The organism is Klebsiella sp. CN_Kp104 (assembly GCF_040064515.1).
Classification (GTDB): domain Bacteria; phylum Pseudomonadota; class Gammaproteobacteria; order Enterobacterales; family Enterobacteriaceae; genus Klebsiella; species Klebsiella aerogenes.
Window position 1 is genome coordinate 22,415 of record NZ_JBEAII010000036.1, and the last position, 13,617, is coordinate 36,031.

General features: G+C 54.9%; 14 protein-coding genes. 12 read left to right on the forward strand and 2 right to left on the reverse strand.

From position 1 onward, the window contains the following. Window positions 1-66 precede the first annotated feature (66 nt). The 4 genes from ABLU80_RS18365 to sstT all read left to right on the forward strand — a co-directional run bounded on the left by ABLU80_RS18365 (window position 67) and on the right by sstT (window position 4,505). Window positions 67-567, forward strand: a complete 501-nt coding sequence (locus ABLU80_RS18365; RefSeq protein WP_015369584.1) for a M48 family metallopeptidase — start codon at window positions 67-69, stop codon at window positions 565-567. Between the two features lie 73 nt (window positions 568-640). Further along, entirely contained in the window at window positions 641-1,630 is a 990-nt protein-coding gene (locus ABLU80_RS18370) for a Gfo/Idh/MocA family oxidoreductase (RefSeq protein WP_348850300.1), read from the forward strand. Window positions 1,631-2,021: 391 nt separating this feature from the next. After that, the gene (locus ABLU80_RS18375) at window positions 2,022-2,990 is read left to right on the forward strand and encodes a TerC family protein (protein WP_020077873.1); all 969 of its coding nucleotides are present in this window, start codon (window positions 2,022-2,024) and stop codon (window positions 2,988-2,990) included. A 267-nt stretch (window positions 2,991-3,257) separates the two neighbouring features. Beyond that, window positions 3,258-4,505: a serine/threonine transporter SstT gene (gene sstT / locus ABLU80_RS18380; protein ID WP_015369581.1), complete on the forward strand. Its 1,248-nt coding sequence runs from the start codon at window positions 3,258-3,260 to the stop codon at window positions 4,503-4,505. Between the two features lie 602 nt (window positions 4,506-5,107). Here the strand turns inward: sstT and ABLU80_RS18385 are convergent. Continuing rightward, entirely contained in the window at window positions 5,108-6,595 is a 1,488-nt protein-coding gene (locus ABLU80_RS18385; RefSeq protein WP_348850302.1) for an altronate dehydratase family protein, read from the reverse strand. A gap of 18 nt (window positions 6,596-6,613) precedes the next feature. Further along, window positions 6,614-8,026 (reverse strand): glucuronate isomerase, encoded by a 1,413-nt coding sequence (gene uxaC / locus ABLU80_RS18390; RefSeq protein ID WP_348850303.1) that lies wholly within the window; start codon window positions 8,024-8,026, stop codon window positions 6,614-6,616. 467 nt (window positions 8,027-8,493) lie between these two features. Between uxaC and exuT the strand changes: the two genes are divergently transcribed. The 8 genes from exuT (at window position 8,494) to ABLU80_RS18430 (ending at window position 13,617) form a co-directional block, all read left to right on the forward strand. Beyond that, window positions 8,494-9,795: a hexuronate transporter ExuT gene (exuT, locus tag ABLU80_RS18395; protein ID WP_015703568.1), complete on the forward strand. Its 1,302-nt coding sequence runs from the start codon at window positions 8,494-8,496 to the stop codon at window positions 9,793-9,795. A 127-nt stretch (window positions 9,796-9,922) separates the two neighbouring features. Further along, window positions 9,923-10,699 carry a transcriptional regulator ExuR gene (gene exuR / locus ABLU80_RS18400; RefSeq protein WP_213198018.1) on the forward strand — a complete coding sequence of 259 codons (777 nt, stop codon included), beginning with the start codon at window positions 9,923-9,925 and terminating at the stop codon, window positions 10,697-10,699. A 327-nt stretch (window positions 10,700-11,026) separates the two neighbouring features. After that, the gene (yqjA, locus tag ABLU80_RS18405; protein ID WP_015369576.1) at window positions 11,027-11,689 is read left to right on the forward strand and encodes a DedA family general envelope maintenance protein YqjA; all 663 of its coding nucleotides are present in this window, start codon (window positions 11,027-11,029) and stop codon (window positions 11,687-11,689) included. A gap of 8 nt (window positions 11,690-11,697) precedes the next feature. Continuing rightward, the gene (gene mzrA / locus ABLU80_RS18410) at window positions 11,698-12,075 is read left to right on the forward strand and encodes an EnvZ/OmpR regulon moderator MzrA (RefSeq protein ID WP_161799831.1); all 378 of its coding nucleotides are present in this window, start codon (window positions 11,698-11,700) and stop codon (window positions 12,073-12,075) included. Window positions 12,076-12,223: 148 nt separating this feature from the next. Then, window positions 12,224-12,592 carry a DUF1090 domain-containing protein gene (locus ABLU80_RS18415; RefSeq protein ID WP_032712569.1) on the forward strand — a complete coding sequence of 123 codons (369 nt, stop codon included), beginning with the start codon at window positions 12,224-12,226 and terminating at the stop codon, window positions 12,590-12,592. Window positions 12,593-12,617: 25 nt separating this feature from the next. Beyond that, window positions 12,618-12,923 (forward strand): YqjD family protein, encoded by a 306-nt coding sequence (locus tag ABLU80_RS18420; RefSeq protein WP_015369573.1) that lies wholly within the window; start codon window positions 12,618-12,620, stop codon window positions 12,921-12,923. A 2-nt stretch (window positions 12,924-12,925) separates the two neighbouring features. Further along, window positions 12,926-13,324 carry a phage holin family protein gene (locus tag ABLU80_RS18425; RefSeq protein ID WP_015369572.1) on the forward strand — a complete coding sequence of 133 codons (399 nt, stop codon included), beginning with the start codon at window positions 12,926-12,928 and terminating at the stop codon, window positions 13,322-13,324. Further along, window positions 13,321-13,617 (forward strand): YqjK-like family protein, encoded by a 297-nt coding sequence (locus ABLU80_RS18430; RefSeq protein ID WP_015703570.1) that lies wholly within the window; start codon window positions 13,321-13,323, stop codon window positions 13,615-13,617. Before ABLU80_RS18425 ends, ABLU80_RS18430 begins: the two co-directional genes overlap by 4 nt.

The window sequence follows — 13,617 nt, forward strand, 5'->3', positions numbered from 1 at the left end:
CCTCCGAAATGCTAAAATTCGCGCGTGTTATCGCTCAATTCTCCGGAGAAGTAAACTTTTTTCACCATGAACACGCTACCTTACCTTCAGGGCTACCCCGAATCGCTGCTGTCGCAGGTGACCACCTTAATCGAGCAAGACCGTCTCGGCGAGGTACTGCAAAAGCGCTATCCGCAGGGGCATGATGTCAACAGTGATAAGGCGTTATATCAATACACCCAGGATCTGAAGGCCCGCTATCTGCGCGGGGCGGCGCCAATCAATAAGGTGATGTACGACAGTAAAATCCACGTGCTGAAGAACGCGCTTGGTCTGCATACCGCCATTTCCCGCGTTCAGGGAGGCAAACTGAAAGCCAAAGCAGAAATCCGCGTAGCGACGGTGTTTCGCGACGCGCCGGAAGCGTTTCTGCGCATGATCGTGGTTCATGAACTGGCGCACTTAAAAGAGAAGGATCACAACAAAGCCTTCTATCAGCTGTGCTGTCATATGGAGCCGCAGTATCACCAGTTAGAGTTCGATACCCGCCTGTGGCTGACGCACCTTTCGTTAAACCGTTCTGCGTGATAGCGCACTCGTTTTGTCATCATGGCGTGCTAGAGTGACGAAAGGTTCCCTTTAACGGAGTTCGTCAACGTTTATGATACGTTTCGCAGTTGTTGGCACAAACTGGATTACTAAGCAGTTTGTCGATGCCGCCCATGAAACCGGTAAATTTAAACTCACCGCGATTTATTCCCGCAGCCTTGAACAGGCGCAAGCTTTCGCTAATGACTACCCGGTCGAGCATCTGTTTACTTCGCTCGATGAACTGGCGCAGAGCCCTGACGTTGACGCGGTCTATATTGCCAGTCCGAACTCACTGCACTTCCCGCAAACCCGCCTGTTCCTGAGCCATAAAAAGCACGTGATTTGCGAAAAGCCGCTGGCATCGAACCTGCAAGAGGTTGAAGCGGCGATTGCCGTGGCTAAAGAAAACAACGTGGTGCTGTTTGAAGCCTTCAAAACCGCCAGCCTGCCCAACTTCCTGCTGCTGCGCGAAGCGCTCGATAAAGTGGGCAAATTACGTAAAGCCTTCATCAACTACTGTCAGTACTCTTCGCGTTATCAGCGCTATCTCGACGGCGAAAATCCAAATACCTTCAACCCGGCCTTTTCCAATGGCTCGATTATGGATATCGGTTTTTACTGCCTCGCCTCGGCGGTCGCGCTGTGGGGCGAACCGCAAGCGGTCCATGCCAGCGCCAGCCTGCTGGAGAGCGGCGTTGATGGCCAGGGTACGGTGGTGCTGAGCTACGGCGATTTCGATGTCACCCTGCACCACTCGAAGGTCAGCGACTCCACTATCCCTAGCGAAATCCAGGGTGAAGAAGGCGCGTTGGTGATTGAGAAAATCTCCGAATGCCAGAAGGTGGCCTTTATTCCACGCGGCGGAAAAGCGCAGGATCTCACCCAGCCTCAGCACATCAATACTATGCTGTATGAAGCGGAAGCGTTCGCGCGGCTGGTGGAAGCCAACGATGTCGATCATCCCGGGCTTGAAGTCAGCCGCATTACGGCAAAACTGCTTAGCGAAATCCGTCGCCAGACCGGCGTGGTCTTCCCTGCGGATACTCAACCTATACCCTAAATAATTCAAGTTGCAGGAAGGCGGCAAGTGCGCGAATCCCCAGGAGCATAGATAACTATGTGACTGGGGTGAACGCACGCAGCCAACGCACCTGCAGCTTGAAGTATGACGGGTATAGCGTAAAGGAGTGTAAATGGGCCCTCGACCTCAATTGACGCCCTTTATAACTTGTAATACTTTGTTACGTGCAAAGGGGAGTAACTTCCTGGCCGGTCGATCGTCATTACGATGCGTGCAAAACCGCATCCGGTCGCCGGGCAACAAGACCAAGGATCCATGTCCGCTCTTGTTGTAAGTGAGACCTTGCCGGAAGGCGAGGTCTATGCATAAAAGCGCAGCGGCTGCCGTCTTTCGACGACAGCCGTTTTGTTTTTATGTAAGGAATAACGCAATGAATAGTGTCGGCACGCCGTTGTTATGGGGCGGATTCGCTGTAGTCGTGGTCATCATGCTGGCGATCGATTTACTGCTTCAGGGAAGGCGCGGTGCGCATACCATGACCATGAAGCAGGCCGCCGGTTGGTCCATCCTGTGGGTCACCCTCTCCCTGCTGTTTAACGCCGCTTTCTGGTGGTATTTGGTGCAAACGCAGGGCCGCGCCGTCGCCGATCCGCAGGCGTTAGCCTTCCTCACCGGTTATCTGATCGAAAAATCACTGGCGGTCGATAACGTCTTCGTCTGGCTAATGCTCTTTAGCTACTTTGCCGTGCCGCCAGCGCTACAGCGCCGGGTACTGGTGTATGGCGTCCTCGGGGCGATTGTCCTGCGTACCATTATGATCTTCACCGGCAGCTGGCTGATTTCGCAGTTCGAATGGCTACTGTACGTGTTCGGCGCGTTCCTGCTGTTTACCGGGGTGAAAATGGCGCTGGCGAAAGAAGATGATTCCGGGATCGGCGATAAGCCGCTGGTGCGTTGGATCCGCAGCCATCTGCGGATGACGGATAAAATCGAGAGCGAGCGCTTCTTCACCCGTAAAAATGGCGTACTGTTCGCCACGCCGCTGCTGCTGGTGCTGATCCTGGTTGAGCTGAGCGACGTGATTTTCGCCGTTGATAGCATCCCGGCGATTTTCGCGGTGACCACCGACCCGTTTATCGTGCTGACCTCTAACCTGTTTGCGATTCTCGGCCTGCGTGCGATGTACTTCCTGTTGGCGGGCGTGGCCGAACGCTTCTCGATGCTGAAATATGGTCTGTCGGTGATCCTGGTGTTTATCGGTATCAAGATGCTAATCGTCGATTTCTACCACATTCCGATCGCCGTTTCCCTCGGCGTGGTGGGCGGTATCCTGGCGGCGACGCTGCTGATTAACGCCTGGGTGAACAAACAGAACGATAAGAAGAAACAGCTGCAATAACCCCCTGTTCCCGGCCAGATATCGCGTATCTGGCCGGGATACGCCGCCCTGCGTTAGCTTTCCCGCGCATAATCTTTATCCATGTCACAAAAACGTTAATATATAGTTAAAAAATAAGATCGGCGTGCAAGAAACAGTAGAATACGCTTCCTCCCTCGCGTTCTTTCCGTATACTCGACCATGCAAACATTCATTTACATCCGGACATAAACGTAACAAATAATACGTCGCCGGGATGGACTGCTACATCACTGGAAGGAATGATTTATGACAACACAAACCCGCCCGTCGGGGCTGCTGCAGCGCCTGGCGCAGGGCAGTCTGGTGAAACAAATCCTGTTGGGACTGGTACTTGGCGTGGTACTGGCGCTGGTCTCGAAACCGGCCGCTATCGCGGTCGGGCTGCTGGGAACGCTGTTCGTCGGCGCGCTGAAAGCCGTCGCGCCGGTACTGGTATTAATGCTGGTGATGGCGTCGATCGCAAACCATCAGCACGGACAAAAAACCAGTATCCGCCCGATTCTGTTTCTCTATCTGCTGGGGACCTTCAGCGCGGCGCTCACCGCGGTGCTGTTTAGCTTTGTTTTCCCTTCTACGCTGCATCTGACCAGCGCGGCGGACAGCATCACCCCGCCATCGGGGATTGTAGAGGTGCTACGCGGACTGCTGATGAGCATGGTGGCTAACCCTATCGACGCGCTGCTGAACGCCAACTATATCGGTATTCTGGTGTGGGCGGTGGGGCTGGGCTTCGCGCTGCGCCACGGTAACGACAGCACTAAAAACCTGATTAACGACGTTTCGCACGCGGTGACCTTTATCGTCAAGCTGGTGATCCGCTTTGCGCCGCTGGGTATTTTTGGCCTGGTCTCCTCAACGCTGGCGACGACCGGTTTCGATACCCTGTGGGGCTACGCCCAGTTGCTGCTGGTGCTGGTCGGCTGCATGCTACTGGTGGCGCTGGTGATTAACCCGCTGCTGGTATTCTGGAAAATCCGCCGTAACCCGTATCCGCTGGTGCTGACCTGCCTGCGTGAAAGCGGCGTCTACGCCTTCTTTACCCGCAGCTCCGCCGCCAACATTCCGGTGAATATGGCGCTGTGCGAGAAGCTGAATCTGGATCGCGATACCTATTCGGTATCTATTCCGCTGGGGGCGACCATCAATATGGCGGGCGCGGCGATTACTATCACCGTGCTGACGCTGGCGGCGGTACATACGTTGAATATTCCGGTGGATCTACCGACGGCGCTGCTGCTGAGCGTAGTGGCCTCGCTGTGCGCCTGCGGCGCTTCCGGGGTGGCAGGCGGTTCGCTGCTGCTGATCCCGCTGGCCTGTAACATGTTCGGTATTCCGAACGATGTCGCCATGCAGGTTGTCGCCGTCGGCTTTATTATCGGCGTGCTGCAGGATTCCTGCGAAACGGCGCTCAACTCGTCAACCGATGCGCTGTTCACCGCCGCGGCCTGTATGGCCGAAGACGAACAGCTGGCGAAGAACGCCCTGCGTAGTTAAATATTGCCTGATGGCGCTACGCTTATCAGGCCTACGGTCCGCTCCCCGGTAAGCGCACGCGCGACCGGGGAGAGTTTAACGGCGGCGCCGTTATTTTGTCGGATGGCGCTACGCTTATCCGACCTACGGTACGTGCGGCCTGCCGTTAATTTATACTGCCGGTGCTGGTGGCCTCAAAATCGCTGAGACGTTCCCGGAAGGCCGGGGCAGCCCGCATGGATGCGGGCTGAGGGCCGTGATTTGCACGGACGCTGCCTCGGCCCGACCCGAAGTCTGCAGGGATAAGTCGAAGGCACCACGAAGTGGCGATTTTGGCGGCCAGAGCCCGGGAGTACAGAGGGCGGCGGCGACTGGCCGCCCTTTGTGCGCTCCCTGCGCCATGAGGGACATAACGCAGAAGAAATATCGGGAGCGCAATCTGCTCTGAAATAATAAAAAACAACTGTTTTTCCCGGACCAAAACAGTTGCAAATCGATAACAGTATCTACGGACCTAATCAGTTGGTAGCCCCGGTAAGCGTAAGCGCGACCGGGGGGAGTTTAATGTTGTCGGATGGCGCTACGCTTATCCGACCTTTCAAACACCGCGGTAGTCACCGTCGTTACAGCGTGACGCCGCTTTTAAAGATTGCCAGTTCGCGGAAATCATTGCGTTCGTTGCAGGTCTGCTTGCCGTTGGCGATATCGACGATCAGATCGACAAACTCCTCCAACACCTGCGGCATCGCTTTCCCGTGAATTAACTGCCCGGCATCGAAATCAATCCAGTGCTTTTTCTTCGCCGCCAGCTCGCTGTTGGTAGCGATTTTTACCGTCGGAACGAAACCGCCATAAGGGGTGCCGCGGCCGGTACTGAACAGCACCATATGGCAGCCGGCGCCCGCCAGCGCGCTGGTCGCCACCGCGTCGTTACCCGGCGCGCTCAACAGATTCAACCCGTGGACTTTCAAACGTTCACCGTAGCGCAGAACGTCAACCACCTGGCTGGAACCCGCTTTCTGCGTGCAGCCAAGCGACTTATCTTCCAGCGTCGTGATACCGCCCGCTTTGTTACCCGGCGACGGGTTCTCGTAGATAGGCTGGTCGTGGGCGATAAAATACTTTTTAAAATCATTGACCATGGTGACCAGTTTGCCGAAAGTCTCTTCGTCGCGACAGTGGCTCATCAGTAGTTGCTCAGCGCCGAACATTTCCGGCACTTCGGTCAACACCGTAGTGCCGCCGTTCGCAATCAGGTAGTCAGAAAAACGCCCCAGCATTGGGTTAGCGGTAATGCCGGACAGGCCGTCCGAGCCGCCACACTCAAGGCCAAACTTCAGTTCGCTCAGTTTACCCGCTTCGCGTTTATCATGGCGCATCACTTCATAGAGCTGATGAAGATGCTCAATTCCCGCTTCCACTTCATCTTCCTGATGTTGGCAAATCATGAAGTGCACGCGTTCCGGGTCAAAATCCCCCAGCGTTTCACGGAAGGCATCAACCTGGTTGTTCTCGCAGCCAAGACCAATCACCAACACCGCCCCGGCATTCGGGTGGCGGACCATGTTTTGCAGCATGGTACGGGTGTTGATATGGTCATCTCCCAACTGCGAGCAGCCGTAGGTGTGGCTGAAAAGGAAGACGCCGTCGGTGCCTTCCGCGTCGTTGGTCTCTTTCAGGAAACGATTCTGGATCTGCCGGGCGATGCCGTTAACACAGCCCACGGTCGGCAGGATCCATAATTCGTTACGCACGCCGACTTCACCGCTGGCGCGACGATAAATCTCGACGTCGCGATCCGCAGGTTGCGCCGGTTGTTCAACCAGGTCTGGTTGATAGCGATACGCGTCAAGATCGCTCAGATTGGTACGCGTATTGTGCGCATGAACATGCTCGCCCGGCGCGATATCCGCCAGCGCATGACCAATCGGCAACCCGTACTTAATGACGTTTTCACCTTTCGCAATGGCCCGCAGCGCGAACTTATGACCGCGGACAACATCCTGGCTAAGGGTGACGGTATCGTTATCAATCGTCACCACGCTGCCTGACGTCATATCCGCCAGCGCCACCGCGACGTTATCCTGCGAATGGATTTTGATGTATTGCATATCAACCGACCTCTGGCCTTAGTTCAATTCAATGGCGAAGTAATCACGCGCATTGTTAAAGCAGATGTTTTTCACCATCTCGCCCAGCAGCGCGATATCCGCAGGCGCTTCGCCAGCAGCCACCCAGCGGCCGATCATCTGGCACAGAATACGGCGGAAGTATTCGTGGCGGGTGTAGGAGAGGAAGCTGCGGCTGTCGGTCAGCATGCCGACAAAGCGGCTCAACAGGCCAAGCTGCGCCAGTTGGGTCATCTGACGTTCCATGCCGTCTTTCTGATCGTTGAACCACCAGCCGGAACCGAACTGCATCTTGCCCGGCATGCCTTCGCCCTGGAAGTTACCGATCATAGTGCCCAGCACTTCGTTATCGCGTGGGTTCAGGCAGTACAGAATAGTTTTCGGCAGCAGGTTTTCTTCGTTCTGCTTGCTCAGCAGCTTCGATAACTCTTCGGCCATCGGACGGTCGTTGATGGAGTCGAAGCCAACATCCGGCCCTAACAGTTTGAACTGACGCAGGTTGTTATTACGCAGCGCGCCGATGTGGTACTGCTGTACCCAGCCGCGGCGCGCGTATTCCGCACCGAGGAACACCAGTACCGCCGTTTTGAACTGCGCGACTTCATGCTCGCTGAGCGTTTCGCCTGCCAGACGGCGCGCCAGGATGCTATCCAGTTCGTTATCGCTCGCTTCAGCGAACAGCACCACGTCCAGCGCGTGGTCGGAAACTTTACAGCCGTGTGCGGCAAAGTGATCCAGACGCTTAGTCAGCGCGCTTTGCAGATCGGCGAAACGGCGAATTTCGGTATCGGAGACTTCGCCAAGCTTGCTCATGTAATCGTTAAAAGTGGCCTGCTCGATGTTGAACGCTTTATCCGGGCGCCAGCTCGGCAATACCTTGATATCAAAAGTACTATCTTTGGCGACCGTCGCATGATGCTCCAGTGAATCAATCGGATCGTCGGTCGTCCCCACCATCTTCACATTCATCTGCTTCATGATTCCACGGGCGGAGAACGACTCCTGAGCCAGCAACTCATTACACTGGTTCCAGATTTCATCCGCCGTGGCTGGCGACAACAACTTACCTGTAATACCAAAAGGACGGCGCAGCTCTAAATGCGTCCAGTGGTATAGCGGGTTACCGATGGTATGAGGAACGGTTGCCGCCCAGGCGTCAAATTTCTCGCGATCGGCAGCATCGCCGGTACACAGGCGCTCCGCCACGCCGTTGGTACGCATCGCGCGCCATTTGTAATGGTCGCCTTTCAGCCAGATGTCATACAGGTTCTTAAAACGATAATTTTCGGCAACCTGCTGCGGCGGAAGGTGGCAGTGGTAGTCGAAAATCGGCTGATCTTTGGCGTAATCGTGGTACAGGCGGCGGGCAAACTCGGTATCAAGCAGAAAATCTTCGGTCATAAACGGTGTCATTGTCGTGTCCTCTTCGCCCCATCAAGGAGCCCATCAGATGATTGACTCTAATGCTGACAAAGTTATCACACCAATTTCTACAGGCCGAAGTATTTTTCGTGAGTTAGATCAATAAACGTCGACAAAAAAAGCACCACCAAAGGAGTAAACATCGCTGCAAGCCGCGCCAGTACTGGCTTTAATTGACGCGATTAATGTCCCTACAAACTTTCCCACTTTTGTGACAGTACTCAACTTTTAAAGTTGTATGACAAGTTATCTTTCTGCCGTCGCAACATATAAACCGACGGAATGCATTACCGGTGTGAATAACATCGGCTTAAACGGTAGGGATGCCGGTTTCACTTTAACCACTGATGGCAAGGTTCAGTTCACGTCCTGAACCCTCCGTTTCCCCATCCTCCTTCCCTGGCGGGACGAAAGATGGCCGCAGACGCTGCGGAGAGACAACAACGATGAGGTTTTACATGCGTAAAATTAAAGGGTTACGTTGGTATATGATCGCACTGGTGACGCTGGGCACCGTGCTGGGTTACCTGACTCGTAACACCGTAGCGGCGGCTGCGCCGACGCTGATGGAAGAGTTGCACATTTCAACCCAACAATATTCTTATATCATCGCCGCCTACTCCGCTGCATATACCGTTATGCAGCCGGTTGCCGGCTATGTGCTCGATGTGCTTGGCACCAAAATTGGCTACGCCTTCTTTGCTATCGCCTGGGCGGTATTCTGCGGTTCAACGGCGCTGGCAGGCAGCTGGGGCGGCCTGGCGCTGGCCCGCGGCGCGGTCGGCGCAGCGGAAGCAGCAATGATCCCTGCCGGTCTGAAAGCCAGCTCCGAATGGTTCCCGGCGAAAGAGCGTTCCATCGCCGTCGGCTATTTCAACGTCGGCTCTTCTATCGGCGCGATGATAGCTCCGCCGCTGGTGGTATGGGCGATTGTCATGCATAGCTGGCAGATGGCATTTATTATTTCCGGGGTACTGAGCTTCGCCTGGGCAATGGCCTGGCTGATTTTCTACAAACACCCGCGCGATCAGAAAAAACTCACCGATGAAGAACGTGACTACATCATCGGCGGCCAGGAATCTCAGCATCAGACCAATAACGCGAAGAAAATGTCGCCGTGGCAGATCCTGCGTAACCGTCAGTTCTGGGGTATTGCGCTGCCGCGCTTCCTCGCAGAACCGGCCTGGGGTACCTTCAACGCCTGGATCCCGCTGTTCATGTTTAAGGTTTACGGCTTTAACCTGAAAGAGATCGCCATGTTCGCCTGGATGCCGATGCTGTTCGCCGACCTCGGCTGCATCGTCGGCGGCTACCTGCCGCCGCTGTTCCAGCGCTGGTTTGGCGTGAATCTTATCGTCTCACGTAAAATGGTCGTGACGATGGGCGCCCTGCTGATGATTGGTCCTGGCATGATTGGCCTGTTCACCAGCCCGTATGTGGCGATCGCGCTGCTGTGCGTCGGCGGTTTTGCTCACCAGGCCTTGTCCGGTGCGCTGATCACCCTCTCTTCCGACGTATTTGGCCGTAACGAAGTGGCGACCGCCAACGGTCTGACCGGGATGGCGGCATGGCTGGCCAGCACCCTATTCGCGCTGGTCGTCGGCGCGCTGGCGGATACCATCGGCTTCAGCCCGCTGTTCGCGGTGCTGGCGGTCTTCGACCTGCTGGGCGCGCTGGTTATCTGGACGGTACTGAAAAACAAATCGGCCGACGATGACTCGACGCCGCTCAATACCAGTAAACCGGTGACGCAAAGCTAAACTGCAAGATGATTTTGCACCGACTAAGCCGCCTTTTAAGGCGGCTTTTTTTGTGCCTTCCAGTGGTGGAAAGCGCGTAAAAGTGGTATAACAAATCGAATATTGTCGCCATCTTCCGGGAGCGAATATGGAAATCAGTGAACCGCGCCGTCTCTATCAGCAGCTTGCCGCTGAGCTAAAGACGCGTATCGAACAAGGCGTCTACCTTGTAGGGGATAAGCTGCCCGCAGAGCGCTTCATCGCCGATGAAAAAAGCGTCAGCCGCACCGTGGTTCGCGAAGCCATCATCATGCTGGAAGTCGAAGGCTATGTTGAAGTCCGCAAAGGCTCCGGCATCCACGTTATTTCCAACCACCCGAAATACCAACAGGTGGTGGATGAATCGCTGGAGTTCGCCAACTATGGTCCGTTTGAATTACTCCAGGCCCGTCAGTTAATTGAGAGCAATATCGCTGAATTCGCCGCGACTCAGGTGACCAAACAGGACATCATGAAGCTAATGGAAATTCAGGAGAAAGCCCGCAACGAGAAGTGCTTCCGTGATTCCGAATGGGACCTGCAGTTCCATGTCCAGGTCGCGCTGGCTACCCAGAACACCGCCCTTGCCGCCATCGTTGAAAAAATGTGGACCCAGCGGGTACACAACCCGTACTGGAAAAAACTGCACGACCACATCGACCTGCGCACCGTCGACAACTGGTGCGACGATCATGACCAAATCCTCAAGGCGTTAATTCGTAAAGACCCTCACGCGGCGAAGCTGGCGATGTGGCAGCATCTGGAAAATACCAAGCTGATGCTGTTTAACGAAACCAGCGATGACTTTGAATTCAATGCCGATCGCTACCTGTTTGCCGAAAATCCGGTGGTTCATCTCGATACCGCGGCGAACGCGGCAAAATAACGTATTATCCCCTCCACGGGCAGAACCTCTTTTTCTGCCCGCAAACCCGACAGGGTAAGCAAAGCATATATAGTGTCAGCCTGTGTAAATCCTCTCGCTACTCGTCCCCGCAACCCGCAAAATCAATCAGCAACAAACTGCAATTTCTCTGACGGAAAGTCAGCTAGTTTGTTACAATTAGATGCATTTTGTCGTTCTGCATGTAAGTGTTTACTTACTGTTTAATCAAGGATCCGATCAGAACGTCTCAACAGCGGCCATACTCTAAAAAATAATCTAGTCGCTATGTATAAGACGTACCGTTAACCGATGTACCAGGAATCGTGAATGGAACTACTAACCCAATTACTGAATGCCTTATGGGCCCAGGATTACGAAACGCTCGCTAATCCCTCCATGATTGGCATGCTCTATTTTGTCTTATTTATGATTTTGTTCCTTGAGAACGGTTTACTGCCGGCGGCGTTTTTACCGGGTGATAGCCTGCTGGTGCTGGTCGGCGTTTTGATCGCCAAAGGGGCGATGGGCTTCCCGGAAACGCTACTGCTTTTGACGGCGGCGGCCAGCCTCGGCTGCTGGGTGAGCTACATCCAGGGACGCTGGCTGGGCAATACGCGGATCGTGCAAAACTGGCTATCGCATTTACCGTCGCATTATCACCAGCGAGCCCATCACCTGTTCCACAAGCACGGATTATCGGCGCTGCTAATTGGCCGCTTTATCGCCTTCGTACGTACCCTACTGCCAACGATTGCCGGTATCTCCGGTCTGAATAACGCGCGTTTCCAGTTCTTTAACTGGATGAGCGGTCTGCTGTGGGTGTTGATTCTTACCTCTCTCGGCTATCTGCTGGGTAAAACACCGGTATTCCTGAAGTATGAAGATCAGCTGATGTCGTGCCTGATGCTGCTGCCGGTTGCGCTGCTGGTCTTCGGTCTGATCGGCTCCCTGGTTGTACTGTGGAAGAAAAAACACAGCAGTCGGAGCTGAGCATGGTCATCAAACGTCCTTCCTGGCGCCAGCTGCGGTGGATGCTGGGCGGCTCACTGCTGCTTTGCGCCATCGTCTGGCTGTGGCTGACCGTCAGTCAGCATGAGTCCACTCTGGCCATCCGTCCCGTCAGCCAGGGCGTCGCTATGCCGGACGGTTTTTCCGTCTGGCATCATCTTGACGCCAACGGCATCCGTTTTAAGAGCATCACCCCGCAAAAAGACGGCCTGCTGATCAAATTCGATTCCAACGCTCAGGGCGCCGCGGCAAAAGAAGTATTGGGCCGGGCTCTGCCTCACGGTTATATTATTGCTCTGGTGGATGAAGAAAATTCTGCCACCGCCTGGTTATCCCGCCTGCGCGATGCTCCGCGCCGTTTTGGATAACGCGTCAAAAATTCCGAATCTTTTCGTACGGTTTGGTGATGTCCCGCTTTCGTGTCTATTATTAAGACTGCGGGAACCGCCTGGCTCGTATTGTTGACTGGATTGGGTATATCACCGATATCCCCTCACACAATGGAAGGTAGAATCCATGAAATACCGCATCGCACTATTACTGGCACTGACCTCACTTAGCGCCAGCGCCTTCGCAGCCTCTCCTTGTCAGGAAAAAGAACAGAGTATCCAACGGGAGATCAGCTATGCCGAAAAACACCATAATCAGCATCGCATTGACGGCCTGAACAGAGCGCTGCAGGAAGTTCGTGCTAACTGCAGCGACAGTAAGGTCAGGGCTGAACATCAGCAGAAAATCGCTAAACAGAAGGCCGAAGTTGCCGAACGTCAGCGCGATCTGAGCGAGGCGAAGCAGAAAGGCGATGCAGACAAAATTAGCAAACGGGAACGCAAACTGGATGAAGCGCAGCAGGAACTGAAAGCGCTTGAGTCACGCGATTATTAATTGGTAAACGCTACAGGAGAACAAGATGGCTAAAGATAACGTTGCAGAAGATCTACGCGCTGAGCTGAAAAATCTGGCTGATACGCTGGAAGAAGTTCTGAACTCCTCAACCGATAAATCAAAAGAAGAACTCGGCAAACTGCGTAGCAAAGCGGAAAGCGTGCTGAAAGACAGCCGTGTGCGTCTCAGCGACACCAGCGATGCCATCGTTAAGCAGACGCGTGAAACCGCTGCTCGCGCCGATGAGTACGTTCGCGAGAATCCGTGGACCGGCGTGGGTATTGGCGCAGCTGTCGGGCTGGTGGTCGGCGTACTGCTGTCGCGCCGTTAATTATGGCAAACTCTCAACACACGCAGGGCCCGGGACAGAGCGTATTCGGCATCGGCCAGCGGATCATTACGCTGCTGGTCGAAATGGTGGAAACGCGTTTGCGCCTGGTCGTCGTGGAGCTGGAAGAGGAGAAAGCGAACCTCTTCCAGCTGTTGCTGATGCTCGGGCTAACGTTGCTATTCGCCGCTTTTGGGCTAATGAGCCTGCTGGTGCTGATCATCTGGGCCGTCGATCCGCAGTACCGTCTGCATGTAATGATCGCGACCACCAGCGTCCTGTTGCTCGCCTCGCTAATAGGGGGAATTTGGACCCTCAGGAAAGCTCGCCGCTCAACGTTTTTACGTCATACCCGCGACGAACTGGCGAACGATCGCGCGCTGCTTGAGGACGATCGTCGATGAGCGGCCAACAGGAACGCGACCAGCGAAAAGCGCTGCTGCTGCGCCAAATCCAGCAACAGCGGCTGGATTTGGCCGCCAGCCATCGTCACTGGCTGGAAGCCACCTCGCCTATCGATCGCGGCTGGCAAACGCTGAAACACCTGCGTTCATGGGCGATGGTCGGCAGCGGGGTAATGGCTATCTGGTCAGTGCGCCATCCGCGCTTTTTAATCCGCTGGGGCAAACGCGGCCTCGGCATCTGGAGCACCTGGCGGATGGTCAAAGGGATTCTGCGCCAGTCCGCATCGCGTTAA